Annotated in this window: 29 protein-coding genes; 16 read left to right on the forward strand and 13 right to left on the reverse strand. The window is 65.7% G+C overall.

The window, feature by feature from the left end:
• Window positions 1-129: 129 nt before the first annotated feature.
• The 5 genes from IAE40_RS24820 to IAE40_RS24840 all read right to left on the reverse strand — a co-directional run bounded on the left by IAE40_RS24820 (window position 130) and on the right by IAE40_RS24840 (window position 4,075).
• Window positions 130-813, reverse strand: coding sequence for an OmpW/AlkL family protein (locus IAE40_RS24820; RefSeq protein WP_063542509.1), 684 nt, complete (start codon window positions 811-813; stop codon window positions 130-132).
• Window positions 814-923: 110 nt separating this feature from the next.
• Entirely contained in the window at window positions 924-1,490 is a 567-nt protein-coding gene (locus IAE40_RS24825) for a DUF3299 domain-containing protein (protein WP_054893588.1), read from the reverse strand.
• Window positions 1,491-1,499: 9 nt separating this feature from the next.
• A complete protein-coding gene (locus tag IAE40_RS24830; RefSeq protein WP_200604025.1) occupies window positions 1,500-2,765 on the reverse strand; it encodes an ABC transporter permease in 1,266 nt (421 codons plus the stop codon).
• Complete coding sequence (locus IAE40_RS24835; protein ID WP_197893117.1) at window positions 2,765-3,475, reverse strand: ATP-binding cassette domain-containing protein; 711 nt, start codon at window positions 3,473-3,475, stop codon at window positions 2,765-2,767. Before IAE40_RS24835 ends, IAE40_RS24830 begins: the two co-directional genes overlap by 1 nt.
• Window positions 3,476-4,075, reverse strand: a complete 600-nt coding sequence (locus IAE40_RS24840) for a DUF2796 domain-containing protein (protein ID WP_112897209.1) — start codon at window positions 4,073-4,075, stop codon at window positions 3,476-3,478.
• 133 nt (window positions 4,076-4,208) lie between these two features.
• Here IAE40_RS24840 and IAE40_RS24845 point away from each other — a divergent pair, with 133 nt between their 5' ends.
• Window positions 4,209-4,556: a hypothetical protein gene (locus IAE40_RS24845; protein ID WP_186669170.1), complete on the forward strand. Its 348-nt coding sequence runs from the start codon at window positions 4,209-4,211 to the stop codon at window positions 4,554-4,556.
• A gap of 58 nt (window positions 4,557-4,614) precedes the next feature.
• On the opposite strand, the gene trxA is transcribed toward IAE40_RS24845, so the two are convergent.
• The 3 genes from trxA to IAE40_RS24860 are packed head-to-tail and all read right to left on the reverse strand — an operon-like array spanning window position 4,615 to window position 6,655.
• Window positions 4,615-5,502 (reverse strand): thioredoxin, encoded by an 888-nt coding sequence (trxA, locus tag IAE40_RS24850; protein ID WP_054893592.1) that lies wholly within the window; start codon window positions 5,500-5,502, stop codon window positions 4,615-4,617.
• Window positions 5,503-5,541: 39 nt separating this feature from the next.
• Window positions 5,542-6,201, reverse strand: a complete 660-nt coding sequence (locus tag IAE40_RS24855; RefSeq protein WP_065862365.1) for a class I SAM-dependent methyltransferase — start codon at window positions 6,199-6,201, stop codon at window positions 5,542-5,544.
• Between the two features lies 1 nt (window position 6,202).
• Window positions 6,203-6,655 carry a YbaY family lipoprotein gene (locus tag IAE40_RS24860; protein WP_063542517.1) on the reverse strand — a complete coding sequence of 151 codons (453 nt, stop codon included), beginning with the start codon at window positions 6,653-6,655 and terminating at the stop codon, window positions 6,203-6,205.
• Between the two features lie 105 nt (window positions 6,656-6,760).
• On the opposite strand from IAE40_RS24860, the gene nrdR reads away from it, so the two are divergent.
• The 12 genes from nrdR to IAE40_RS24920 all read left to right on the forward strand — a co-directional run bounded on the left by nrdR (window position 6,761) and on the right by IAE40_RS24920 (window position 15,481).
• Window positions 6,761-7,225, forward strand: a complete 465-nt coding sequence (gene nrdR, locus IAE40_RS24865; RefSeq protein WP_054893595.1) for a transcriptional regulator NrdR — start codon at window positions 6,761-6,763, stop codon at window positions 7,223-7,225.
• A 2-nt stretch (window positions 7,226-7,227) separates the two neighbouring features.
• Window positions 7,228-8,358, forward strand: coding sequence for a bifunctional diaminohydroxyphosphoribosylaminopyrimidine deaminase/5-amino-6-(5-phosphoribosylamino)uracil reductase RibD (gene ribD, locus IAE40_RS24870; RefSeq protein WP_200604026.1), 1,131 nt, complete (start codon window positions 7,228-7,230; stop codon window positions 8,356-8,358).
• A gap of 42 nt (window positions 8,359-8,400) precedes the next feature.
• Window positions 8,401-9,066 carry a riboflavin synthase gene (locus IAE40_RS24875; protein ID WP_112897211.1) on the forward strand — a complete coding sequence of 222 codons (666 nt, stop codon included), beginning with the start codon at window positions 8,401-8,403 and terminating at the stop codon, window positions 9,064-9,066.
• 18 nt (window positions 9,067-9,084) lie between these two features.
• Window positions 9,085-10,176, forward strand: coding sequence for a bifunctional 3,4-dihydroxy-2-butanone-4-phosphate synthase/GTP cyclohydrolase II (gene ribBA / locus IAE40_RS24880; RefSeq protein WP_054893598.1), 1,092 nt, complete (start codon window positions 9,085-9,087; stop codon window positions 10,174-10,176).
• A 92-nt stretch (window positions 10,177-10,268) separates the two neighbouring features.
• On the forward strand, window positions 10,269-10,745 hold the full coding sequence (gene ribH / locus IAE40_RS24885) for a 6,7-dimethyl-8-ribityllumazine synthase (RefSeq protein ID WP_054893599.1): 477 nt from the start codon (window positions 10,269-10,271) through the stop codon (window positions 10,743-10,745).
• On the forward strand, window positions 10,742-11,242 hold the full coding sequence (nusB, locus tag IAE40_RS24890; protein ID WP_054893600.1) for a transcription antitermination factor NusB: 501 nt from the start codon (window positions 10,742-10,744) through the stop codon (window positions 11,240-11,242). The genes ribH and nusB overlap by 4 nt, the downstream gene beginning before the upstream one ends.
• 18 nt (window positions 11,243-11,260) lie before the next feature.
• Complete coding sequence (gene thiL / locus IAE40_RS24895; protein WP_200604027.1) at window positions 11,261-12,229, forward strand: thiamine-phosphate kinase; 969 nt, start codon at window positions 11,261-11,263, stop codon at window positions 12,227-12,229.
• Window positions 12,226-12,729, forward strand: a complete 504-nt coding sequence (locus IAE40_RS24900; RefSeq protein WP_054893602.1) for a phosphatidylglycerophosphatase A family protein — start codon at window positions 12,226-12,228, stop codon at window positions 12,727-12,729. The genes thiL and IAE40_RS24900 overlap by 4 nt, the downstream gene beginning before the upstream one ends.
• Window positions 12,730-12,745: 16 nt before the next feature.
• On the forward strand, window positions 12,746-13,489 hold the full coding sequence (locus tag IAE40_RS24905) for a substrate-binding periplasmic protein (RefSeq protein WP_200604028.1): 744 nt from the start codon (window positions 12,746-12,748) through the stop codon (window positions 13,487-13,489).
• 149 nt (window positions 13,490-13,638) lie between these two features.
• Window positions 13,639-14,256, forward strand: coding sequence for a GTP cyclohydrolase II (gene ribA, locus IAE40_RS24910; protein ID WP_054893604.1), 618 nt, complete (start codon window positions 13,639-13,641; stop codon window positions 14,254-14,256).
• On the forward strand, window positions 14,253-14,672 hold the full coding sequence (locus tag IAE40_RS24915) for an MFS transporter (protein ID WP_200604029.1): 420 nt from the start codon (window positions 14,253-14,255) through the stop codon (window positions 14,670-14,672). Before ribA ends, IAE40_RS24915 begins: the two co-directional genes overlap by 4 nt.
• Window positions 14,672-15,481, forward strand: coding sequence for a cobalamin-binding protein (locus tag IAE40_RS24920; RefSeq protein ID WP_200604030.1), 810 nt, complete (start codon window positions 14,672-14,674; stop codon window positions 15,479-15,481). Before IAE40_RS24915 ends, IAE40_RS24920 begins: the two co-directional genes overlap by 1 nt.
• Here the strand turns inward: IAE40_RS24920 and IAE40_RS24925 are convergent.
• From IAE40_RS24925 to IAE40_RS24940, 4 genes are all read right to left on the reverse strand, one after another.
• Entirely contained in the window at window positions 15,459-17,330 is a 1,872-nt protein-coding gene (locus IAE40_RS24925) for a TonB-dependent receptor domain-containing protein (RefSeq protein WP_200604031.1), read from the reverse strand. The two genes, IAE40_RS24920 and IAE40_RS24925, sit on opposite strands and share 23 nt — an antisense overlap.
• 104 nt (window positions 17,331-17,434) lie before the next feature.
• Window positions 17,435-19,330 (reverse strand): 1-deoxy-D-xylulose-5-phosphate synthase, encoded by a 1,896-nt coding sequence (gene dxs / locus IAE40_RS24930; protein ID WP_200604032.1) that lies wholly within the window; start codon window positions 19,328-19,330, stop codon window positions 17,435-17,437.
• 210 nt (window positions 19,331-19,540) lie between these two features.
• The gene (ispA, locus tag IAE40_RS24935; protein ID WP_054892756.1) at window positions 19,541-20,428 is read right to left on the reverse strand and encodes a (2E,6E)-farnesyl diphosphate synthase; all 888 of its coding nucleotides are present in this window, start codon (window positions 20,426-20,428) and stop codon (window positions 19,541-19,543) included.
• Window positions 20,425-20,667: an exodeoxyribonuclease VII small subunit gene (locus IAE40_RS24940; RefSeq protein WP_054892757.1), complete on the reverse strand. Its 243-nt coding sequence runs from the start codon at window positions 20,665-20,667 to the stop codon at window positions 20,425-20,427. The genes ispA and IAE40_RS24940 overlap by 4 nt, the downstream gene beginning before the upstream one ends.
• A gap of 255 nt (window positions 20,668-20,922) precedes the next feature.
• Here IAE40_RS24940 and IAE40_RS24945 point away from each other — a divergent pair, with 255 nt between their 5' ends.
• Genes IAE40_RS24945 through IAE40_RS24955 form a run of 3 tightly spaced genes read left to right on the forward strand, consistent with a single transcriptional unit; the run spans window position 20,923 to window position 24,635 of the window.
• Window positions 20,923-22,326, forward strand: a complete 1,404-nt coding sequence (locus IAE40_RS24945) for an MBOAT family O-acyltransferase (RefSeq protein WP_125930882.1) — start codon at window positions 20,923-20,925, stop codon at window positions 22,324-22,326.
• Entirely contained in the window at window positions 22,313-23,443 is a 1,131-nt protein-coding gene (locus IAE40_RS24950) for an SGNH/GDSL hydrolase family protein (protein WP_200604033.1), read from the forward strand. Before IAE40_RS24945 ends, IAE40_RS24950 begins: the two co-directional genes overlap by 14 nt.
• A 1-nt stretch (window position 23,444) precedes the next feature.
• Complete coding sequence (locus tag IAE40_RS24955; protein ID WP_200604034.1) at window positions 23,445-24,635, forward strand: SGNH/GDSL hydrolase family protein; 1,191 nt, start codon at window positions 23,445-23,447, stop codon at window positions 24,633-24,635.
• Between the two features lie 57 nt (window positions 24,636-24,692).
• Here the strand turns inward: IAE40_RS24955 and IAE40_RS24960 are convergent.
• On the reverse strand, window positions 24,693-24,901 hold a 209-nt coding region (locus tag IAE40_RS24960; protein ID WP_200604035.1), incomplete at its 5' end, for a 3,4-dihydroxy-2-butanone-4-phosphate synthase.

The following is a 24,901-nucleotide window of genomic DNA, read 5'->3' on the forward strand; positions in this document are numbered from 1 at the left end:
GGGGCGCGGTGTGTGGGCTGGGGGCTGGAGTCAGCGCGTTGGCGTGGGGGTATTGGTGGTGGCTGCACCGCCAGGGCTGAGCGGCAGCCAGAGGCCCCGCTGTACGGCGGGGCCTGAGTGCGTTGCGTGTCAGAACTTGTAGCCGATACCGACCATGTAGACCCACGGATCGACATCGACGTTGACCTTGGTCTTGCCCACGCCCAGGGCGCTCGGACCGTCGATGGTGGCCTTGGTGTCGATGTCGACGTACCAGACCGCGGCGTTGACCAGCAGGTTGTCGGTCAGCATGTAGTCCATGCCCAACTGGCCAGCCAGGCCGATGGAGTCCTGCAGCTTCATGTTGCTGAAGCCCTGCTGCTTGCGGGCGCTGCTGAGGTCTTCATCGAAGAACAGCGTGTAGTTGATGCCGATACCGGCATAGGGCTGGAACTTCGACGAGGCTTCCATCGGGTAGTACTGCAGCGACAGGGTCGGTGGCAGTTGCTTGATGTCGGCCAGCTTGCCGTCGAGCCCGCCGCCCAGGCCCTTGACGCCCACGGTGTGCTTGAACGGCGTGGCAGCGAGCAGCTCGATGCCGACGTGGTCGGTGAGCATGTAGGCGAAGGCCAGGCCCAGCTGGGTGTCGCTGTCGAGGGTGGCTTTGGTGCCGGAGACCTTGGCGCCGTCGAGCTTGAGGTCACTGCTACTTTCGTTCGGCGCAGTGGTGATGGCGCCGGCACGCATGATGAAGTCACCCGCCTGGTGGGCGTGGGCAACGGGGGCTGCGAGCGCCAACGCGACGAGCGAGGCACCGAGCAATGTCTTGTTCATGGAAGCTCCCAAAGGACGTAAGTAATCGAGTAGTCCAATGGTAAGGAGCCGTCCAAACACATTGTTTGACTCAGCTCAACGAAGCGGGCTTCACACGGGCGACACAGTTCTCATTTCAGCTCATATGCGTAGATTTTCTCGGCTTCCATCTGGTAACCGGCGTCGGCCAGCTCGCTGCTGGTGTTCTTGACCTGCATGCGTCCCTCGATCCAGTAGGGCTGGTACAGGTCTTCGACGCGCACGCCCATCTCGCTGAAGATGTGCACGATCTGGTTGGACGGCGGCGGCGGCACGTGGATGCAGGCGCCGTAGTAGGGCACCAGGAGAAACTCGGTGGTGCGACCTTCTTCGCTGACTTCCAGCGGCACGATGTAGCCGGGCAGTTTGACCTGCTGCCCGTCCAGTGCTTTCACCACGGGGGCGTCGGGCGCCTGCTGGCGGGCTGCCGGGGCAGACTCGGCCGCGAGCGCGTCGCCCAGCGAGTTGCCCATCTGCGAGAGGTCATGCAGCGGGGTGAGCTGTGGGGGGATGACTGGCGCGCCCTCGGGGATCAGTGCCGGCCAGTCCAGCTCGCGCGGCTCGTCCGCCCAGGCCGGGATGATCAGCACCAGCAGCAACAGCAGGAGGATCTGTAGTGCTCTCTTCGCGGGCAAGCCCGTTCCCACAGGGATCGACATGACAAACTCTCAGAGGTGGATCGACAGGCCATCGGCCAACGACTGCCGGTAGGCACGCCAGGCCGGAACACTGCCCATCAGCAGCGCCGCACCGAGGATGATCGCCAGCAACGTCCATTCGTGCGGGCTTGGCCAGGCCAGCGGCAGGAACAGCCCGTAGTTGGACTGTACCGCGTCCTGGGCCAAGGCGATTCCCCCATAGAGCAATCCCAGCCCGGCGACGATACCGCTGACCGACAGCGCCAGCGCTTCGAGCACCAGCAGCCCGGCGATATGCCAGGGGCGCGCACCCACCGAGCGGAGGATGGCCATTTCGCGTCGCCGTTCGTTGAGGCTGGTGAGAATCGCCGTGAGCATGCCGATCAAACCGGTCAGTACCACGAACAGCGACACCACGAACAACGCCTGCTCGGCGATGCCCATCATGCTCCACAGCTCTTGCAGGGCCACGCCCGGCAAGATCGCCAGCAGCGGCTCGCTGCGGAATTCGTTGATTTCGCGCTGCACGCTGAAGGTGGCGATCTTGCTGTTCAGGCCGAGCATGAAGGCCGTGATGGCGGTGGGCTGAAGGTCCATGGTGCGCGCCTTGTCGGCGCTGATGCGCGCGGCGCCGCGGGCCGGCACGCCGTTCTGCCAGTCGACGTGGATGGCTTCCATCCCCGCCAGGCTGATGTGCAGGGTGCGGTCCACGGGGGTGCCGGTGCGCTGCAGGATGCCGACCACGGTGAAGGGCTTGTCGTCGTGCTTGACCAGGCTGATGGTGGCGATGCCGTGGGCCAGCACCAGGCTGTCGCCGAGCTTGTAGTGCAGGGCTTCGGCCACTTCGGCGCCAAGCACCACTTCGAACGGGTCGTTGGCGAACTGGCGGCCCTGGCTCAGTTGCAGGTGCTGCTGGCGGCCGTACTGGTAGTGGGTGAAGTAATCGCTGTTGGTGCCCATCACCCGGTAGCCGCGGTGCGAGTCGCCCAGGGAGATCGGGATCGCCCACTTGACCCGCGGGTCCTTGGCGTAATGCTCGAAGCTGTCCCAGCGGATGTTGTTGGTGGCGTTGCCGATACGGAACACCGAGTACAGCAGCAGATTGACCGACCCCGAGCGCGCCCCGACGATCAGGTCGGTGCCGCTGATGGTGTTGGCGAAACTGGCGCGGGCTTCGGTACGCACGCGCTCCACGGCCAGCAGCAGGCACACCGACAAGGCGATGGCGAAGGCGGTGAGGAAGGCAGTGAAGCGGCGGTTGGCCAGGCTGGCCAGGGCTAGACGGAGCAGGTACATCAGGCCTCCCGAGGCTTGGCGGCGCGGTTGAGCTCGGCCAGCGACAGGTCGCGGTCGAACAGGGGCGCCAGGCTCTGGTCATGGCTGACGAACAGCAGGCTGGAGCCTGCGGCGCGGCATTCGTCGAACAGCAGGCGGATGAACACCTCGCGGGTGTCGGCGTCGAGCGCGGAGGTCGGCTCGTCGGCGATCACCAGTTCCGGTTGGCCGATCAGTGCACGCGCAGCGGCGACCCGCTGTTGCTGGCCGATCGACAGGGTGTCGGCGCGCCGGGCGAGCAGATCGGGGTCGCCCAGGCCCAGGTGGGCGAGCAACTGCGCCGCTGCCTGGTGGATGCTGCCATGGCGCTGCGCGGCACGTTCGGCACGGCTGCGCGAAAAGCGGCAGGGCAACTCGACGTTTTCCTGCACGGAGAGAAACGGCAGCAGGTTGAACTGCTGGAAGATGTAGCCGGTGTGGTCGACACGGAAACGGTCGCGAGCGCCCTGGCCCAGCTCTGCCAGGTTCTGCCCGAGCAGCTGCACTTCGCCCTGGTCGGGCAGGTTGACCCCGCCCAGCAGGCCGAGCAGGGTGGTCTTGCCGCTGCCGCTGGGGCCTTTGAGGAACAGCGCCTCACCGGCCTCCAGGCGGAACTGGGGGATGTTCAGCAACGGCTGCTGGCCTGGCCAGGCAAAGACCAGGTCATGCAGTTCGATCAGCGGCTGGCTCATTCAGAACGCAACCACGGCCTTGGCCGGGGTGCTTTCGAAGCCCTTCTGGCCGTTCGGGCCGACCAACTGCACATTGATCTTCTGGGTTTGCGGGTACGCCTTGTACAGCGGCGACAGGTCGATCTGGGTCAGCTTGGCCGGAGCTGCGCAGGTCAGCTGGTAGTGCGCGTGGATCTCGCTGTGCTGGTGTTCATGCGCGTGGTCATGGTCATGGTCGTGATCGTCGTCACCGTCGTCGTCCTTGGCCGATGGCTCGTCACCGAACAGCGGGCTTTCCAGCTCCTGCTGGTCTTCCTTGCAACCGGCCGCGCTGGCCAGGCCGAACAGCTTGAGCGGCTGTTCGAGCTGCTTGCGCACCGCCTCGACCTTGGCCTTGTCGGCATCGCTGCCCGGCATGTGCTCGAAACCGACCAGATTCATCGCCGGGCTTTCCAGCGCCAGCTCCAGGGTATTGCCATCCAGGCCGACGTTCAGGCGTGCGACGCCGTGCTCGTGGGCAGGCAAGGTGCCGTGGGCATGATCGTGGTCGTGATCTTCATGGGCCTGGGCAACGGCCAGGGGCAGCAGGGCGAAGGGCAAGGCGAGGAGCAGGCGGCGCATGGACGACTCCGGAAGCGGACGGGAAAGTTTTGGTAATGTTATAACAACTTTTCTTGTCGATGCCAGACGCTTGGCGCAGGTTTCATGTCGTGGGAGCATGCACGTCATCGATCCGCGATTGAAGGAAGGCAGTGTGAGAATCCGAGGACAGATCGGCGACTGGCCGGTGGACCTGACCATCGAACTGGATCCGGCGGAGTGGGCTCAGCTTGGGCGCAGGCTCGAAGAGGCGCCTGCGGTGGCAGAGGTGGCGAGTACGCCTGTGACTGCGCCAGCGCGGCAGGACGATAGCCAGTGGTCGGCGGCGCGCGAGGTGTTGCGTCAGGCCGGAGCGCTCAGTGGGCCTGAGTTGCTGGAGCGGCTGGAAGGGCTGGCCGGGAGTGTCGCGGCAGGCAAGCGGCTGCTGGTGCGTTTGCGCCACAGCAGTGAAGTGAAGGTGGAAAGCGGTGCGGATGCGCCGGTATATCGCTGGGTAGGCTAGTTGCCGGGGACGGTGCGTGGCTGGATGCCACCTCCAGCAGGAGGTGGCGGCTTGGGGCTCAGAACATCGCCGAAGACAACCGGCGGCGGTACACACCCACCAGCGGATGGTCGCCGCCGAGCAGGTCGAACACCTGCAGCATGGCTTTCTGCGGCAGGCCGTTGTCATAGGCGCGATTGCGCTGGAACAGCTTGAGCAGCCCGTCCAGCGCAGCTTCGTACTGCTGGCGCGCCAGTTGCTGGATGCACAACTGGTAAGCCGCTTCGTCATCCTGCGGGTTCTGCGCCAGGCGGCTCTTGAGCTCGGCAGCCTCCGGCAGGCTGGCGGCCTGGCGCAGGAAGGTCAGTTGCGCCTTGGCACCGGCCAGCGCGGCCTTGTGCTCATCGCTCTTGACTGCGTCCAGCACTTGCTGCGCTGCGTCCAGGTCGCCGCGCTCGGCCAGGCAGCGGCCATAGTAGATCAGCGCCTCGGCGTTACTGTTGTCTTCACCGAGCACCGCCTGCAGCAGCGCTTCGGCTTCGCTGAAACGGCTCTCGGCGAACAGCGCCTTGGCCTGCTCCAGCGGCGAGGCAGTCGGCGGGGCAGGCATCTGCACATGCGGCTCGAGCATGGCGCGGATCGCCGACTCCGGCTGGGCACCGGCAAAGCCGTCGACCGGCTGGCCATCCTTGAACAGCACTACGGTCGGCAGGCTGCGGATACCGAACTGGGCCACCACCTGCTGCTCGACATCGCAGTTGATCTTGGCCAGCAGCAGCTCGCCCTGGTAGCCCTCGGCGATCTTCGCCAGCAGCGGCATCAGCGCCTTGCAGGGCGCGCACCACTCGGCCCAGAAGTCCACCAGCACGGGCTTGTGGAAGGAGTTCTCGATCACCAGTTGCTGGAAGTTGGCATCGGTGGCGTCGAAGATGTAGGGCGTGGCGGTATTAGAAGAAGCTTGGCTCATCGCAACTCTCGCAGCTTTCGCACATTCGGAATGGCACCACTATAAAGGCTCGCGGCTGGCGTGGTACAGGCTGACCCGGCGGAATTCGTGCGGCTCGGCCAGGTCTGGCAGGGTCAGGGCGTCGAGCACGCCGAGCTGGCGATAGAGCGGGTGGCTGAAGTCGCGTACCCGCGAATCGGCGACCAGTGCCTGGCGACCCCGGCCGAGAAAGGCATCGAGCAAGGGCAGGTTGGCGCGGTCGTACAGCACGTCGGCGACGAGGATCAGGTCGAAGCGGTCCGCTTCGGCGAAAAAATCCTCGCTGTAGCCCAGCGTCACGCCGTTGAGTGCAGCGTTGGCGCGGCATGCGTCCAGGGCCAGCGGGTCGAGGTCGCAGGCGACCACCTCGCGCGCACCGGCACGGGCTGCGGCGATGCCGGCGATCCCCGAACCTGCGCCGAAGTCCAGCACGCGCTTGTCACGTACCCATTCGGGGTGTTGGGCCAGGTAGCGGGCCATGGCCAGGCCGCTGGCCCAGCAGAAGCTCCAGTAGGGGGGCTCGTCGAGGATGCGCCGGGTCTCGTCGGGGCTGAATGCCCGGTCCATGTTCTCGGCGTCGATCAGCCACAGCTTGAGGTCGCAGCCCGGCAATTCGCTGATGACCAGGCGCGCTTCGCCAATCAGGCCGCTGAGGGCCTGTTGCAGGTGTAGCGGGGTCACGTTATGGCGCCTTCTCGAAACGCAGTGGGCCGGTGGTCTGGGTTTCGGCCTGGACGATGCGCTGCGGCGGCAGGTGCATGATCAGTTGGCCGGAACGGCTGGCGCGCCCGCGCAACTCGACCCGGGCGCCGGCAGGAAAGGCCTCGGGGTTGAAGCGCAGATGATACGGCAGGGCCTGGCCGGTGCCGGTCAGGTCGCTGCTGGCCAGCAGGCGTTGGGGGCGGCCGCGCTCGTCGATCACCAGCAGTGCCAGCTCGACTTCGGCGCCTGCGGGGATTTCCATCAGGGTGCCGCTGAGTTCGCGCTGGTAGGCCGGCAGCGGGCCCGGTTCGTCGCTCTTCTTGACCGTCTTGGGCGCGCTGGGCGCCACAGGCTGCTCGGGCTTCGGTCGGTCGCTGCCGCAGGCGGCGAGCAGGCCGGCCAGGCACAGGACGACGAGGGCTCGATGGTGCATGGGGTAATCCTTCACAGGCAGATTTCTCTGGATGGTAACCCCTTTGGCTTGTCTTGCCAGTGGGATGCGCTACCATGGCCCTCCCTTTTTTTGTTGCCTGCCACCATGCACTGTCCCTTTTGCGGTGCCAACGACACCAAGGTCATCGATTCGCGACTGGTCGCCGAGGGCGAACAGGTCCGCCGCCGCCGCGAATGCGTCGCCTGCGGCGAGCGCTTCACCACCTTCGAGACCGCCGAACTGGTCTTGCCCCGGCTGATCAAGCAGGACGGCACGCGCCAGCCCTTCGACGAAGACAAACTGCGTGCCGGCATGCAACGGGCGCTGGAGAAGCGCCCTGTCGGCGTCGAGCGCCTGGAAGCGGCGCTGGCGCACATCAAGAGCCGCCTGCGGGCTACCGGCGAGCGCGAAGTGAAGTCGCTGGTGGTCGGCGAGCTGGTGATGTCCGAGCTGCGCAAGCTCGACGAAGTTGCCTACATCCGCTTCGCTTCGGTGTATCGGCGCTTCCAGGACCTCGACGAATTCCGTGAAGAAATCGACCGCCTGGCCCGTGAGCCAGCCAAAGAGTAAGCATGTCCAGCCAGACCGCGTTGCTTGACGCCCATTACATGGCCCGTGCCTTGGAACTGGCCCGCAAGGGCCTGTACACCACCCATCCCAACCCGCGGGTGGGCTGCGTGATCGTTCGCGACGGCGAAGTGGTCGGCGAGGGCTGGCACGTGCGTGCCGGCGAGCCGCATGCCGAAGTGCATGCCCTGCGCCAGGCCGGTGAGCGTGCGCGTGGCGCCTGCGCCTACGTCACCCTCGAGCCCTGCAGTCACCATGGCCGCACGCCACCGTGCGCCGAGGCGCTGGTCAAGGCAGGTGTGGCGCGGGTGGTGGCGGCGATGCAAGACCCCAACCCGCAGGTGGCCGGGCGTGGCCTGGGTCGGCTGGTCGAAGCCGGTATCGAGGTTGCCAGTGGCGTGCTCGAGGCCGAAGCCCGCGCGCTCAACCCGGGCTTTCTCAAGCGCATGGAACATGGGCTGCCATTCGTTCGTGCCAAGCTGGCGATGAGCCTGGATGGCCGCACTGCCATGGCCAGCGGCGAGAGCCAGTGGATTACCGGCCCCGCTGCGCGCGCCGCGGTACAGCGCCTGCGCGCCCGCTCCAGCGTGGTGCTGACCAGCGCCCAGAGCGTGCTGGCCGACAACGCGCGGATGACCGTGCGCGCCGCCGAGCTTGGCCTGGACGACGAAATGACTGCGCTGGCCGTGTCGCGCCCGCCGCTGCGGGTGTTGATCGATGGCCGTCTGCGCCTGCCGCTGGACGCCCCGTTCTTTCAGGCCGGTCCGGCGCTGGTAGTTACCGCCGCCGCGCAGGACCCGCGCTACGCCGCCGCCGGCCACGAGTTGCTGGTGCTGCCCGGCAGCGATGGCCAGGTCGACTTGCCTGCGCTGCTGCGCCTGCTGGCCGAGCGCGGTGCCAGCGAGGTCCTGCTCGAAGCGGGCGCCGGTCTGGTCGGCGCCTTCGCTCGCCACGGCCTGATCGACGAATACCAGCTGTTCGTCGCCGGCACGTTCCTCGGCTCCCAAGCCCGCCCGTTGCTGGAGTGGCCGCTGGAGCACATGAGCGAAGCGCCGCGGCTGAAGATCATCGAAATGCGCGCCGTGGGCGATGACTGGCGAGTCACGGCCATCCCCTTGCCCGCGCCCGGCGTATAATGCCGGGCTTGCTTCGCGCAGCCCGTACCTGAGGAGAACACCATGTTCACCGGCATCATCGAATCCATCGGCACCATTCGCAGCATGACCCCCAAGGGCGGTGACGTGCGCGTCTACGTCGAAACCGGCAAGCTCGACCTGGGCGACGTCAAGCTCGGCGACAGTATCGCGGTCAACGGCGTGTGCCTGACCGCCGTGGAACTGCCAGGCGATGGCTTCTGGGCCGACGTCAGCGTCGAGACCCTCAAGCGCACCGCCATGGTCGAGCTCAAGAGCGGCAGCCGGGTCAACCTGGAAAAAGCCCTGACCCCCACCACCCGCCTGGGCGGCCACCTGGTCAGCGGCCACGTCGACGGTGTCGGCGAAATCATCTCGCGCAGCGATAACGCCCGCGCCATCCAGTTCCGCGTGCGCGCCCCGAAAGAGCTGGCCAAGTACATTGCCCACAAGGGCTCGATCACCGTCGATGGCACCAGCCTGACGGTCAATGAGGTCGATGGCGCTGAGTTCGAGCTGACCATCGTCCCGCACACCCTGTCCGAAACCATCATGGCCGACTACCGTGCAGGTCGTCGGGTGAACCTTGAGGTCGACCTGCTGGCCCGTTACCTGGAGCGTCTGCTGCTGGGCGACAAGGCCGCCGAGCCGAGCAAAGGCAGTGGCATCACCGAAAGCTTCCTGGCCGCCAACGGCTTCTTGAAATCCTGATTGAGAAGGGGGTGCCGCGTGGCGCTCAACAGCATCGAAGAACTGGTCGAAGACATCCGCCAGGGCAAAATGGTTATCCTCATGGATGACGAAGACCGCGAAAACGAAGGCGACATCATCATGGCAGCCGAGTGCTGCCTGCCCGAGCACATCAACTTCATGGCCAAGCACGCCCGTGGCCTGATCTGCATGCCGATGACCCGCGAGCGCTGCGAAACGCTCAAGCTGCCGCTGATGGCGCCGCGCAACGGCTCCGGCTTCGGCACCAAGTTCACCGTGTCGATCGAGGCCGCCGAGGGCGTCACCACCGGCATCTCCGCCGCTGACCGCGCCCGCACCGTGCAGGCTGCCGCCGCGAAGGACGCCAAGGCCGAGGACATCGTCAGCCCTGGCCACATCTTCCCGCTGATGGCCCAGCCTGGCGGCACCCTGGCCCGCGCCGGCCACACCGAAGCGGCCTGCGACCTGGCGCGCATGGCCGGTTTCGAGCCGAGTGGCGTCATCTGCGAAGTGATGAACGACGACGGCACCATGTCGCGCCGCGCCGAGCTGGAAGTGTTCGCCGCCGAGCACAACCTCAAGATCGGCACCATCGCCGACCTGATCCACTACCGCATGATCCACGAGCGCACCGTGCAGCGCGTCTCCGAACAGCCGGTCGAAAGCGAGCTGGGCCAGTTCAACCTGGTCACCTACCGTGACTCGGTGGAAGGCGACGTGCACATGGCGCTGACGCTGGGCAAGATCTGCGCCGAAGAGCCGACCCTGGTGCGTGTGCACAACATGGATCCGCTGCGTGACCTGCTGCTGGTCAAGCAGCCGGGCCGTTGGAGCCTGCGCGCGGCCATGGCCGCAGTGGCCGAGGCCGGCAGCGGCGTGGTGCTGCTGCTGGGCCACCCGCTGGACGGCGATGTGCTGCTGGCGCATATCCGCGAAAGCGCGGGCGATGTGCAGGCCAAGGTGCCGAGCACCTACAGCACCGTGGGTGCCGGTTCGCAGATCCTGCGCGACCTCGGTGTGCGCAAGATGCGCCTGATGAGCTCGCCGATGAAGTTCAACGCGATATCCGGATTCGATCTGGAAGTTGTAGAATACGTGCCCTCCGAGTGACACAGGTGCGCCAGCATTGTCCTGGCGCTCGTGTCCGAACCCTCCCGAAGGCCGCCTGGTGCGGCCTCGCTCTTTAATATGAGAATACCGGAATGACCCTGAAGACCATCGAAGGTACCTTCATCGCCCCCAAAGGTCGCTATGCTTTGGTGGTTGGCCGCTTCAACAGCTTCGTCGTCGAAAGCCTGGTGAGCGGTGCCGTCGATGCCCTGGTTCGCCATGGCGTCAGCGAAAGCGACATCACCATTATCCGTGCCCCGGGTGCCTTCGAGATCCCGCTGGTGGCACAGAAAGTCGCCCAGCAAGGCGATTACAGCGCGATCATCGCCTTGGGTGCAGTGATCCGTGGCGGTACCCCGCACTTCGAATACGTGGCGGGCGAATGCACCAAGGGCCTGGCCCAGGTGTCCATGGAGTTCGGCGTTCCGGTATCCTTCGGCGTGCTGACCGTCGACTCCATCGAGCAAGCCATCGAGCGTTCCGGCACCAAAGCCGGTAACAAAGGTGCCGAAGCTGCCCTGTCCGCCCTGGAAATGGTCAGCCTGCTGGCGCAGTTGGAGGCCAAGTGATTAGCGACGACAGCGATCGTTTCAACCCGCGCGATCCAAAACCTGCGGATGCCGGCAAGCCCTCCAAGAGTGCCAAGCGTCGCGAAGCCCGCAAGCTCGCCACGCAAGCGCTCTACCAGTGGCACATGGCGCAGCATTCGCTGAACGAGATCGAGGCTCAGTTCCGGGTCGATAACGATTTCTCCGATGTCGACGGTGCCTATTTCCGCGAAATCCTCCACGGGGTTCCGGCAATCAAGGGCGAAATCGACAGCGCACTCAGCCCTTGCCTGGACCTGGCACTGGACGAACTCGACCCGGTCGAGCTGGCCGTGCTGCGTCTGTCCACCTGGGAGTTCATCAAGCGCGTCGACGTACCGTACCGCGTGGTGATCAACGAAGGCGTGGAGCTGGCCAAGGTCTTCGGTGCCACCGATGGCCACAAGTTCGTCAACGGTGTGCTCGACAAGCTCGCGCCCAACCTGCGCGAAGCTGAAGTCAAGGCCAACAAGCGCTGATCGCGGCGCTGACGAGCCATGGGTGAGTTCGAGCTGATCCGCCACTTCTTTGCCGCCGCGCCTTGTGCGCAGGGCGGTGACGGCGTGGCCCTGGGGATCGGCGACGATTGCGCCCTGCTGGAGCTGCCGGCCGGCGAACAGCTGGCAGTCTCCACCGACACGCTGGTCGCAGGTGTGCACTTCCCGGCAGTCTGCGACCCCTCGCTGCTCGGCCAGCGCTCGTTGGCCGTGGCCGCGAGCGACCTGGCGGCCATGGGCGCGACTGCCATCGGCTTCACCCTGGCCCTGACCTTGCCCGAGGTCAGTGCGCATTGGCTGCAAGCCTATGCTGAAGGCCTGCAGCGCATGGCCCACCGCTGTCGCATGAGCCTGATCGGCGGCGACACCACCCGCGGCCCCCTGAGCATCACCGTCACCGTGTTTGGCCGGGTTCCGGCCGGGCAGGCCTTGCGCCGTGACGGTGCCAGGCCGGGCGACCTGCTGTGTGTCGGCGGCAACCTGGGCAACGCCGCAGGGGCCTTGCCGCTGGTGTTGGGCGAGCGCCAGGCGCCGGCTGAACAGGCCCAGGCGCTGCTTGCACAGTACTGGTCGCCGATGCCGCAGCTCACCTTGGGCCAGTTGCTGCGTGGCCAGGCCACGGCGGCGCTGGACGTTTCCGACGGCCTACTTGCCGACTGCGGTCATATCGCCCGGGCCTCGGGCGTCGCCCTTGAAGTGAACCAGCATCAGGTTCCGGTATCTACCGAACTGGAGGCTTTCCTCGGGCGTGACGCTGCCGTGCACGCGGCGCTCACCGGCGGCGACGACTACGTGCTGGCCTTCACCATCCCCGCCGCGCAACACCAGGCATTGCAGCTGCCGGGGTTCATCCATGTCCATGTCATCGGCCGCGTCCTGGACGGGCAGGGCGTCACGCTGCGTGATCGCCAGGGTCGTGACATCACCCCCACGCAACGGGGCTATCAACATTTCAGGGAGACACCGTGACCGACCACCCCAATCAGGTGCCTGCGGAGTTCGTTCCGCCTTCGGTCTGGCGCAATCCATGGCACTTCATCGCGTTCGGCTTCGGCTCAGGTACCTTGCCCAAGGCGCCGGGCACCTGGGGCTCGCTGGTGGCGCTGCCGTTCATCCCGCTGTGGCAGATGCTGCCGGATTGGGGCTACTGGCTGCTGCTGGGAATCACCATGCTGTTCGGCTTCTGGCTGTGCGGCAAGGTGGCGAACGACTTGCGCGTGCACGATCATGAAGGCATCGTCTGGGACGAGATGGTCGGCATGTGGATCACCTTGTGGCTGGTGCCCGAAGGTTGGCAGTGGCTGCTCGCAGGGTTCCTGATGTTCCGCTTCTTCGACATCCTCAAGCCTTGGCCGATCCGCTGGATCGACCGCCATGTGCACGGCGGTGTCGGCATCATGCTCGACGATATCCTGGCTGGCGTGTTTGCCTGGCTGGGCATGCAAGTGCTGGTTTGGGCGGTTGCCTGATACAGGGAGCGGGTCGATGGCCATACGGACTGTGCTACTGGCGCTGATACTGGTTTTCCTGCCCTGGAGCGCCGGGGCGGCCGAGCTGCCGAAGCAGGTGCGGCTGGTCAGCGAGGAGTGGATCGACTACACCAATGCCAATGGCACAGGGGTTGCCTGGGACGTGCTGCGCAAGGTGTTCGAGCCGGCCGGGGTGAAGGTCGAGGTAACGAGCGCGCCTTACAGCCGTGCGGTCGGGCTGGTCAAGCGCGGCGAGGCCGATGCCTGGGTGGGTTCGTACAAGCAGGAGAACGAAGACAACCTCTACCCGCGCTGGCACTTCGATATGGACCATATCTATGCATTGGGGCTCGCCAGCAAGCCGGTTCCGACGCTGAACAGCGTCGGCGAGTACCGCCTGGCGTGGGTGCGCGGCTATGACTACCAGAACTACCTGCCCGAGGTGAAGAACTTCCGCGAGATCCAGCGCCGCGAGGGCATCCTGCCGATGCTCGAGCATGACCGGGTGGATTTCTACATCGATGCCGAAACCGAAGTGGACTATGTGCTCAACCAGTCCAGCCAGCCCGGCAGTTTCCGTCGCACCCACATTGCCGAGTTGCCGCTGTACCTGGCCTTTACCCACAGCGACCAGGGCAAGGCCCTGCGCGACCTGTTCGACCAGCGCATGGAGAAGCTGGTGCGCAACGGCGAGCTGCGGCCGATATTCGAGCGCTGGAAGCAGCCGTACCCCTTCGCTTCCGACAGCCAGCCGCATTGATCGCCGAGGCGCCTACAAGGGAGGGCGTATCTGGCGAGCCTATGCATCGAACTTTTCGATCTTAAGCCACGAGATTCAGCCTGCGCATGCCCGCTGGGCTGCTGATACAATCTGGCCCATTGAAATTTCCTACTTATCAGGAGCACAACGTGCCCGTCGTCTTTGTTGCCGCCTCCAAACTCCCAACGCCCTTTGCGACATTCACCATGCATGGCTTTCTCGACGAAGCCACCGGCCGCGAGCATGTGGTGCTCAGCCTGGGTGATATCGCCGATGGTGAACCGGTTCTCGGGCGTCTGCACTCCGAATGCCTGACCGGCGACGCTCTGTTCAGCCAGCGTTGCGACTGCGGCTCGCAACTGGAAGCCGCGCTGCAGGCCATCGCCCGTGAAGGTCGTGGCGTGTTGCTGTACCTGCGTCAGGAAGGTCGAGGCATCGGCCTGTTGAACAAGATCCGCGCCTATGAGCTGCAGGATGGCGGCGCCGATACCGTCGAGGCCAACGAGCGCCTGGGCTTTGCGGCCGACCAGCGTGACTACGCCATGTGCCTGCCGATGCTCGAGCACCTGGGCGTCAAGTCGCTGCGCCTGATGACCAATAACCCACGCAAGGTCAAAGCCCTGACCGACATGAACATCGTGGTTGCCGAACGCGTGCCGCTGCACACTGGCCACAACCCGCACAACCGCCTGTACCTGGCGACCAAGGCCGACAAGCTCGGTCACATGATGGGCAACCGTCACCAGGGCGAGGCGCCCCAGGCGTGACCCGTGGCCAGGTGAAGCGGCGCCTGGCGCTGGCCTGGTGGCAGTATCTGGCTGTCGGGCTGGTGCCGCTACTGGTCATGGCCTGGGCTTTTGGTGGCAGTGAAGCGCTGATTCCGGTGCTGGCGATGCCACTGTTCATTGCCGGTGCGGCCACCATGTTTCTCAGCCTGCCGCGCTTCGGTGCCTACAAGCGGGCGCTGATCGCCACCTCCAAGGTGCTCGACACCCCCGAAGAGCCCGCCGCCTGGATCGAACTGGCGCGGGTTCGTCGTCTGGCGATGACCTACGCCTGCTTCCCGGCCTGGATCGCCGCGCTCTCGGTGCTGGTGGGGCTGGAGGCGGTGCCGCAGGTGCTGCTGGCGCTGTCTACCGTGGTGCTGCTCTACCTCTATCGCATCCCGCGCCAATTGGGCTGATGCGCGCCTTCTTCGTTGCCGTGCTGCTGTCGATCGGTGCATTTGCCGAGGCAGGGCCGCGCGTGATCAGCCTCGGGCCGTCGATGACCGAGATCGTCCTGGAGCTTGAGGCGGACGATTTGCTGGTGGGCGTGCTCGACAGCGGCGAGCGGCCGCAGCGTCTGAAGGATCTGCCATCGGTCGGGCGCTACGGGCAGCTGGACATGGAACACCTGCTGGCGCTCAAGCCCGACCTGCTGCTGCTCTGGCCCGGCAGCGTGCCCCCGGCCCAGCGCGACCAGTTGCGTCAGCTGGGGATTACCACGTTCAGCAGCGAGCCCCAGGACCTTGAGCAACTGATCGGGCAGATCCAGGCCATCGCCGTGCGCCTGGGGCGTGCCGAGCAGGGGCAGCGTTACGCTGAGAGGTTGCGCGAGCGCCTGGCCGAACTGCGCGAGCGCTATCGCCGCGAGCAGCCACTCAAGGTGTTCTATCAGGTCTGGGATCAGCCGTTGTACACCCTGGGGGGCCGTCAGGTGGTGAGTGATGCACTGACGGTCTGTGGGGCGCGCAACGTCTTTGCCGACCTTGAGCAGCCTGCGCCGCAGGTGAGCGTCGAGTCGGTGCTGGCGCGCGACCCTGATGTGATCCTGGCCGGCGACGCTGCGCAGTTGGCTGGTTGGAAGGCCTGGCCAAAGCTCAGCGCCGTTGCCGGTGGGCACCTGCTGGTGGTGCCCGACAAGGGCCTGGAGCGCCCCAGCGGACAGATGATCGAAGCGACGGCGCGCCTGTGTGCGCTGCTGGCGTCTACAGCGCCGGTGTCCAGGTAAGGCTCAGTAGCCAGGTGCGGCCTTCTTCGCGGTAGCCGTAGTCATTGCCGTCGTAGTTGTAGAGCGCGCGGCTGTAGCCTTTGTCCAGCAAGTTATCCACCTTGGCCTCGAACTTCAGCGCATCGCTTGCCGCCCAGCTGCCGCGCAGGCCCAGCAGTGCATATCCGCCGAGCCTGTTGCGATTGGCCTCGTCGTCATAGCTGTTGCTCAACGCCTGCCAGCTCGCCCCCACACTGAAGCGCTCGAACTGTCGGTCCAGGTCCAGGCTCAAGGTTCGGCGGGCGCGGCGAGCCAGGGTATGGCCGGTGTCACGGTCACGTGGGTCGATCAGCGCAAGGCCAAGCTGGCTGCGCCAGGGCCCCCAGTCCTGGGTCAGTGACATCTCCATGCCGTTGATCCGCGCCGAGGCAACGTTTCGCGGGATCGAGCCCTCGCCGAAGATGATCGCATCGCGCAGATCGGTGCGGTACAGCGAGGTTTCCAGGCGGCTGCTATCGCTCAACTGGCTGCGCCATTGCAGTTCATAGCTCCTGGAGCGCTCAGGGTCGAGATCAGGGTTGCTGTACTGCGGGTAGTACAGGTCGTTGAAGGTGGGGGCGCGAAACCCTTCGCTGTACGACAGCAGCAGGTCGTTGTCGGTGTTCAGCGGCAGGGTCAGGCTGGCGCTCCAGGTGGTCTGGCCGCCGAACTGCTGGTTCTGATCGCGCCGCACGCCCAATTCGGTGGAGAAACGTTCGCCGCTGTAGCGATGCTGGAGGAAGGCTGCCCGGTTGTAGCGGCTGTCCTCGGCGAAGTCGGTGCTGCCGTGCACCCGGTCCTGATACCAGTCGGCGCCCAGCGACAGGTTGTTCCTTTCACCGAGGGCGAGATCGTTCTGCCAGGTGATCTGGTCGCGATAGGTGTTGAATACGCTGCCATCGTCGCTGAGCTTGTCGCGCTTTCGGTCGCGGTTCTCGCTGTGGCCGATCTCCAGGCGCGAATGCCAGAGGTCGCTGAGCTGGGCATCGATATAGGTGCCCAGGCTGCTGACGGTGAAGTCGGTGTAGGGTTTCTGGCCGAAGCTTTCGAAGCTGACTGGGTCGAATCGGCCGAAGGGGTTGTCGTATTCGCTGCGCCCGCGGCTGTCGAGCAGGTTCACCCCGGCCTCGAAGCGCTCACCGAAGGTGTGGCTCAGGCTCAGGTTGAAAGATTTGTTGCGGTAGGCGTCGTGATCGCCATCGCTGGCGAAGGACGGCCCGGTCGAGTCGATGCCTGCGGTTTCGTCGAGGCTGGCGCCGAGGTTGAAGCGTGTCTGGCCATCGCCACCGGACAGTCCCAGGCTGCGCTGGAAGGTCTGGTTGCTGCCGGCCGCCAGGCGCAGCCGCGGTTGCAGGCCGGGGCCGCTGGTGCGTCGGGTGAAGATCTGGATCACCCCGCCGATGGCGTCGCTGCCGTAGACCGCCGAGCGCGAGCCGCGCAGCACTTCGACGCGCTCGATCTGGTCGACGTCGAGAAACTGCAGGCCGCTGTCGCCGGAGGTGGCGTTGGCAATGCGTACGCCATCGACCAGCACCAGGCTCTGCGCGGCCTTGGTGCCGCGGATGAAAATCCCGGGCAGGCTGCCGCGGCCACCGGTGGGGGCGACTTGCACGCCGGGCACGCGGGTCAGCAGGTCGGTGACGCTGGAGGGCTGCAGACGATCGATGTCGGCGCGGGTGAAGACCGTGTTGGCGGCGCTGGTGGCGCTGCGCGATTCGACTTCGCGGTTGGCGCTGATCAGCACGTCGGGGAGCTTCAGGGCGTTGTCGCGTTCGGCGGCCAGCAAGGGCAGAGGGAGGCAGAGCAGCGGTGCAAAGGTCAGGATTTTCATGGGCAGTACAATAGCATTCGCGGGCGAGCCCGCTCCCACAGGGTTTCTACAGTACTTGAATACTGTGCAATCCCTGTGGGAGCGGGCTTGCCCGCGAAAGGGCCTTACAGGCCGAGCTTGGCCATGCGGGCTTTCACCGAGGCCTCGATGCCAGCAGCATCCAGCCCGCACTCGGCCAGCATCTGCGCAGGCTTGGCATGCTCGACATAGATATCCGGCAAGCCCAGGTGCAGCAGTGGCTTGACCACCGCCTCACGCGCCAGGAACTCGCTGACCGCCGCACCGGCGCCGCCCATGATGGCGTTTTCCTCGATGGTCACCAGCAGCTCATGGCTGCCGGCCATCTCCAGTACAAGCGCTTCGTCGAGCGGCTTGACGAAGCGCATGTCGACCACGGTGGCGTCGATCTGCTCGGCCACCTGCAGCGCTTCGGTCAGTTGCACGCCGAACACCAGCAACGCGACTTTCGAACCCCGGCGACGAATCACACCCTTGCCGATTTCCAGTGGCTCCAGGTCCCCGTCGATCGGCGCGTTGGGGCCGGTGCCGCGCGGGTAGCGTACGGCGGCCGGGCCTTTGTACAGGTGCCCGGTGCTGAGCATCTTGCGCAGCTCGTTCTCGTCGCTCGGGGTCATCACCAGCATGCCGGGGATGCAGCGCAGGTACGAGAGGTCGAAGCTGCCAGCGTGGGTCGGACCGTCCTCGCCGACCAGGCCGGCGCGGTCGATGGCGAACAGCACGTCGAGGTCCTGTACCGCCACGTCGTGGATCAGCTGGTCGTAGGCGCGCTGCAGGAAGGTCGAGTAGATCGCCACCACCGGCTTGGCGCCTTCGCAGGCCATGCCGGCAGCGAAGGTGACGGCGTGCTGCTCGGCGATCGCCACGTCGAAGTAGCGCTCCGGGAAGCGCTCGCTGAAGGCGACCAGGTCCGAACCTTCCTTCATTGCCGGAGTGATGCCCACCAGGCGGTTGTCGGCGCCGGCCATGTCGCACAGCCACTGCCCGAACACGGCGGAATACTTGGGCCCGCTGGGCTTTTTCGGCGCGGCGGGCTTGTCGACAGGTTCGAGCTTGGTGATGGCGTGGTAGCCGATCGGGTCGACCTCGGCGGGGGCGAAACCCTTGCCTTTCTTGGTGACCACGTGCAGGAACTGCGGGCCCTTCAGGTCGCGCATGTTGCGCAGGGTGGCGATCAGCGTCGGCAGGTCATGACCGTCGATCGGGCCGATGTAGTTCCAGCCCAGCTCCTCGAACAGAGTGCCGGGCACCAGCATGCCCTTGGCGTACTCTTCGGTGCGCCGGGCGATCTCCCAGGCGCCGGGCAGGCGCGACAGCACTTTCTTGCTGCCTTCGCGCATGCTCGCGTAGGTGCGGCTGGACAGGATCTTGGCCAGGTAGTTGGACAGCCCGCCGACGTTGCGCGAGATCGACATGTCGTTATCGTTGAGGATCACCAGCATGTCGGCATCGACTTCCTGGGCATGGTTCAACGCTTCGAAGGCCATGCCAGCGGTCAGCGCGCCGTCACCGATCACGGCGATGGACTTGCGCGGGTCGTTCTGCAGACGAGCGGCGATGGCCATGCCCAGTGCGGCGCTGATCGAGGTGCTCGAGTGGCCGACGCCGAAGGTGTCGTACTCGCTCTCGCTGCGACGCGGGAAGGCAGCGACGCCGTCTTTCTGACGCAGGCTGAGCATGCGCTGGCGACGACCGGTGAGGATCTTGTGCGGGTAGGCCTGATGACCGACGTCCCATACCAGACGATCGTCCGGGGTGTCGAAGACGTAGTGCAGGGCGATCGTCAGCTCGATGACGCCCAGGCCTGCGCCGAAGTGCCCACCGGTCTGGCCCACGGTATAGAGCAGCTCCTGGCGCAGTTCGTCGGCCAGGCTCTCCAGGTCGGCTTCGGCTAGCCGGCGCAGGCCGGCTGGCGTGTCGGCGCGGTCCAGCAGAGGCGTGACCGGGCGTTCGCGGGGGATCTCTTGAAACGTCGTGGGCATCAGGCGAGTCGTTATAGGTTTGAAGACGCGGCAGTTTACCCCATTGTGGGAAAAGTGCCCATTGGACCACGGGTTACGCCGACCCAGTGGGGGGGGGGGGGGTGGGGGCGCCCCCCCGCGGGGGGGGGGGGGTTTACCCGCGAAGACGGCGGTAGGCCCGGCATCGCATTCGCGGGTAAACCCGCTCCCACAGGGGATTGGCATCAACGCTTAATGGCGGCGCTCGACGATATAGCGCGCCAGCGCCCGCAGCGGCTCGGCGCTTTCGCCGAACCCTTCAAGTGCGACCAGCGCCTGGTCGCGCAGTTCGATCGCATAGGCCTTGGCGGCATCCAGGCCGAGCAGGGCGGGGTAGGTTGGTTTGTCACGAGCGATGTCGGCGCCCTGGCGCTTGCCCAGGGTGGCGGTATCGCTTTCGACGTCGAGGATGTCGTCCTGCACCTGGAACGCGAGGCCGATGGCCTGTGCATAAGTCTGCAAGGCATCCAGTTGGGTGGCTTCGGCACGGCCGCTGGCCAGGGCGCCGAGACGCACGCTGGCCTCGATCAGTGCGCCGGTCTTGTGCCGGTGCATGTATTCCAGGGCCTGCTGGTCGAGCTTGACCCCGACCGAACCGAGGTCGATGGCCTGGCCGCCGACCATGCCGGCCGGGCCTGCGGCCTTGGCCAGGGCCTGGACCATGGCCAGGCGGATGGCATCAGGCTGCGGGCTCAGGTGCGCATCGAGCAGCGCGCTGAAGGCCAGGCTCTGCAGGCCGTCGCCAGCGAGGATCGCGCAGGCTTCGTCAAATGCCTTGTGGGTGGTCGGCTGACCGCGGCGCAGGTCGTCGTCGTCCATGGCCGGCAGGTCGTCATGCACCAGCGAGTAGGCATGGATCAGCTCTACCGCGCAGGCCGCGCCGTTGGCTTGCTCGGGCGCAACGCCAAAGGCTTCGCAAGCGGCGTAGGCGAGCAGCGGGCGTACACGCTTGCCGCCGTTCATCACGCTGTAGCGCATCGCTGCGTAGAGCCGTTCGAGCTCCTTGGACGGCGCCACGAACAGCGGCTCGAGGGCGGCGTCGACGCGCGCCTGGCAGGCGCTCTGGTAGCTGTTGATCATTCCTGCGGTTCCGCGTCGAAGGGCTCGGCGGCCAGTTCGCCGTCACGCTCCAGGAGGATCTGCACCTTCTGTTCGGCCTGGGCCAGCGCGCCCTGGCAGTCGCGGGTCAGGGCGATCCCCTGCTCGAACGCTGCCAGCGACTCTTCCAGCGACAGCTCGCCGGTCTCCAGGCGCTCGACCAGGGCTTGCAGGTCGGCGAGGGATTGTTCGAAATCGATGGAGGTTTTCTTGCGGGCCATGGCGACTGTCTCGGTGGCGTTTTTAACGGCGCGACACTAGCAGAGCGGGGCGGGGGGAGCAAATTGCGGTACCTCCCAGGAGGCAATCCGTTGGTAGTATTTTGTTGCACTTGCTTCAGAAGTTTCTTATTGCAATTTGAGACGTGGTCGGATTGTGACCCCATGGGGGCTCTGCCATAATCCCGCGCGCTCTGGCCTGGGCATCTTGATAGCCTTGGGCCATCTTCTTCTCGACGTCACGTAACGGACTACGTTGTGAGCTTCCTTTCGATCGAATTCGGCCTCTGTTTCACGCTCTTCTTCATTGTCTACTGGAGCCTGTGCTGGAGCCTGCGCCTGCAGAACCTGCTGCTGCTTGCGGCCAGCTACGGGCTGGTGGCGAGTTTCAGCCTGCAATCGTTGTACATCCTGCTCGGCTACAGCGTGCTGGTGTATCTGCTGGGGTTGCTGGCTGCGCGCCAGCCCGGCCGCTGGCTCAATGGCGTTTTACTGCTGGCGCTGGTGTTGGGGTGTTTCTACCTCTTCAAATACCAGGAGTTCTTCGCCGCCAGTGTGCAGGGCGCATTCACGGCTGTCGGGCTCGAGGTGTCGCTGCCGGTGCTCGAGCTGCTGGTGCCGATTGGCCTGTCGTTCTATGCCTTCCATTCGGTCAGCTACCTGGTGTCGATCAACCGCGGCGAGATGGCCTCGGCGCCGCCGTTGGACCTGGCGCTGTACCTGGCCTTCTTCCCCAGCCTGATCGCAGGGCCGGTCAATCGCGCGGCGCATCTGCTGCCGCAGATCCGCCCGCAGGCCATGCGTGAAGTGCTGGAGCCGCAGCGGGCGCTTGGCCTGATCGCCCTGGCGGTGGTCAAGCTGTTCCTGCTCAGCGGCTGGCTGGGCAGCCAGTGGGTCGATCCGGTATTCGAAACCCCGGGCAGCTTCACGCCCGAGCAGGTGCTGCTCAGCGTCTATGGCTACAGCTTCCTGATCTATTTCAACTTCAGCGGCTATACAAACCTGGTCACTGGCATCGCCCTGCTGCTGGGTTTTCGCCTGCCGGAGAACTTCAACGCGCCTTATGCCGCGCGCAACCTCAAGGAGTTCTGGGGGCGCTGGCACATCAGCCTGTCGCGCTTCATTCGTGACTACATCTACATCCCCCTGGGCGGCAATCGCAAAGGGGTGTGGCGCGGCAACCTGAACATGCTGTTGGCCATGCTGATCTCCGGGCTGTGGCACGGCGCGAGTCTGAATTTCATCCTCTGGGGCGCGCTGCATGGGGTGGGGCTGGCGCTGTACAAGCTGTTCGAGCAGTTGTGGCCGGGCTTTGTGCGCCTGCCGGGCAGCGGGCTGCTGGCGCGCCTGCTGACGTTCCACTACGTCGCCTTCGCCTGGATCTTCTTCCGCAGCCCAACCCTGGATGGCGCCTGGGAGATGCTTGGCGATATCGCCCAGGTCAGCCTGGCCGGGCTCGACTCGGCCACCGGTGTAGCGCTGCTGGCCTGTGTGTTGTACGTCGCCACGTATCCACAGTGGCTGGCGTCCCTGCGCCAGGGCTTCGTAGCTAGCCAGCGCCTGCCCTGGCAACTGTACCCACTGCCACTGGCGATCTTCGTGTCGCTGGTGATCTTCGCGTCGCAATCGGGTGTGCCGGGGTTCATCTATGCAAGCTTCTGATATCCGTCAGCTGGTCCGGGTGCAGATGGGCGCGGCGCGCACGCTGTATGCGATGGTGGTCGCCACAGGCCTGCTGTTCTGGCTGAACCAGGACTCGATCAGCCTGTATTGCCAGCAGAAGTATCACGACAGTTGCGAACTGCCGGTGCTGGGGCAGTTGCCAGCCTGGCGCCTGGGCGCGGGCCTGACCACAGCGCTGGAGCAGGGCCGTGACAGCTTCCTCGACAGCCTCAACGGGCAGGTTGCGGTGGCGAGTACAGAGCCTGTGGTGGAACTGCCGCCGCCGATGCCGGTGGTGAGTGTCGATCTGCAGGCGCCTGTGGCCAGGCCTGAGCATGTCGCTACAGCTGCCCCGCACCCTGTCGCACCGGCACCGGCACCGACACCGGCACTGGCGCCACCGCCCGCTGCCGTGGTGGTGAAGCCACCGCTGCCGCAGATGGTCGCACCGGGCACCCTGGCGTCGTTGGCGGCGGGCGATGAAGTGTTCCTGGTGGGGGACTCGCTGATGCAGGGCGTCGCCCCGCACCTGGCCAACAGCCTGCGCAAGCGCTACCAGATCCACACCATCAACCTCAGTCGGCAGAGCACCGGGCTTGCCTACCCGGGCTTCTTCAACTGGCCGAAGACCGTGGCCGACACGCTCGCCAGCGCGCCGAAGGTCCGCCTGATGGTGATATTCCTCGGCCCTAACGACCCGTGGGACATGCCCCAGGGCAAGGGCAAGCCGTTCCTGCGCTTCAAGTCGCCGGAGTGGGAAGTGGCCTACCGTGAGCGCATCGACGCGATCCTCGAGCAGGCCCGCGAGCACAATGTCCAGGTGATCTGGGTCGGCCCGCCGAACATGGAGAAGTCGCGGCTGTCGACGGCGATGAGCTACCTCAGTGGCCTTTATCAGGAGCGCACCCAGCAATTCGGCCAGCACTACGTCTCGGCCAACCCGATTCTCGGCTATCCCGACGAGCAGTTCTCGTATACGGTGCAGACGCCGGAGGGCAAGCGGGTCAAGGTCCGGGTCGACGACGGCATTCATTTCACCATCACGGGCCAGAAGATGATCGCCGCGCAGGTACTGTCACTGATCAGCTTCCCGGTCCTGACTGCAACAGGACATTGAGATGCGCCTATGGCATCACCTGCTGGGCGTGGCGCTGCTGATCAGCGCCTTGCCCGCGTGCAGCACCGGCGCCAGCGCGCCACCCCAGCCTGCGGCCAAGCCCGCCGTTGTCGCCAATGTGCGCGACGACGGCAACCTCGCGCTGCTCGCCGGCAAGTTCCGCAACGCCGGCCGTGCGCCCATTTCCATCGTCCAGCTGGGTGATTCGCACACCGCTGCCGACCTGTTCAGCGGTGAGTTGCGCAAGCTGCTGCAGGCCCGCTATGGCGACGGTGGCATTGGCCTGGTGCCGGCCTCGCCCGTGCCGGGAATTCGCAACGACCGGGTGATCGTCACCAGCGAGCGCCGTCAGTGGGAACTGGTTTCTGCGCGCAACCAGCAGAGCAGCCAGTTTCCGTTGGGTGGCTACCTGTCGCTGCCGGTGGTCGATCGCCCCGGCGTGAAGATCCAGGCCCGCGACCCCGACGAACAACGCTACCGGATCTCGGCCCTGTATCAGGCAACGCGCAGCAGCACGTTGGTGGCCAACGGCAGCCAGCGCCGCATGCTGCCGGCCACCAACGGTGAGTGGCGCTTCAGCCCAGCCTTCATCAATCTCGGCCTGCCGGTGCAACTGAGTGTGGAGGGTGTCCAGGGCGTGGCGCTGGGTGGTTGGTATATCCAGGGCCAGAAAAACGCCGGGGTCACCTATTCGTCGCTGGGTATCAACGGCGCACGGCTAGAGGTGGTCGACAAGTGGCAGGCGGGTTGGCAAGGCACGCTCAAGGCGCTGCGGCCTGACCTGGTGATCCTGGCCTATGGCACCAACGAAGCCTTCGACGACAAGCTCGATCTTGCCCTGTACCAGTCGCAGTTGGAGGCCACCTTGGCCCGGTTGCGCCAGGAAATGCCCAAGGCGGCCATCCTGCTGGTCGGGCCGCCCGATTCGATCAAGCAGCGCAAGGCCGCCAGTTGCGCTGCGCGCCAGCCACAGCCGCTGGCGAGCGTGATCCGCATCCAGCGCCAGGCGGCGCAGAAGTACAAGGCACTGTTCTGGGATTGGCAGGCAGGAATGGGCGGGCCGTGCTCGATTGTCGCCTGGCAGGCCAGCGGCCTGGGGCGACCAGACCTGGTGCACCTGACTGCCGAGGGTTATCGCAAGAGTGCGGCGATGTTGTACGCCTATCTCAAGGGGCAACTGGGGCTGCGCTGAGTGCTGTACTGGTAGGAGCGGGGCAAGCCCGCACCTACCAAAGAGCCGCGCTGCAGATCAGGCGGGTTGTGCCTCAAGCTCCAGCATTGCTTCGCGATAGCGCGCCAGCTCCTCGATGGTCACTACCGGCAGGTTGTACTGGCGCGCATACACGGCCACCTGCTCGCCCCGGGCCATGCTGCCGTCGGGGTTCATCAGCTCGCACAGCACCGCGGGGGGGCGCCCCCCCCCCCCCCCCCCCCGGGGCCCCCGGGGGGGGGGGTTGG

The sequence above is a fragment of the Pseudomonas sp. S44 genome (genome assembly GCF_016624805.1).
Lineage (GTDB): Bacteria > Pseudomonadota > Gammaproteobacteria > Pseudomonadales > Pseudomonadaceae > Aquipseudomonas > Aquipseudomonas machongensis.